We start from the raw sequence: 338 nt of genomic DNA on the forward strand, positions 1-338 counted from the left end.
TGGTGAACTACCCGCCCAAGGTTTCCGTTTCCAATCTGGTCAACAGCCTGAAAGGCGTTTCCAGCCGCATGATTCGGAAGAAGAACTATCCGAGCATCCGCAAGAAGCTTTGGGGCGGCGCGCTATGCTCGCCTTCCTACTTTGCCGGTAGCTGCGGCGGTGCGCCTATCGCCGTTATCCGGCAGTACATCGAACAGCAGCAGACGCCGCACTAGCCTGAATGTTTCATGAACTGCCAGTGCGTTGCTGGCTGGACGATACGAAACCTCGTCGGCAGTGTTTTCGATGGTCGCGGGTAATGGATGCCCTACCCGATTGAACGGGACATCGAATGGAGC

At 56.8% G+C, this 338-nt stretch carries 1 protein-coding gene; it reads left to right on the forward strand.

The features are described 5' to 3' along the window. Window positions 1-215: IS200/IS605 family transposase (gene tnpA / locus F1735_RS34495; RefSeq protein WP_167241558.1), on the forward strand; the 215-nt coding region annotated here is incomplete at its 5' end. Between the last annotated feature and the right edge of the window lie 123 nt (window positions 216-338).

Source organism: Massilia genomosp. 1 (genome assembly GCF_011682185.1).
In the GTDB taxonomy this organism is placed as follows: domain Bacteria; phylum Pseudomonadota; class Gammaproteobacteria; order Burkholderiales; family Burkholderiaceae_D; genus Telluria_A; species Telluria_A rubra.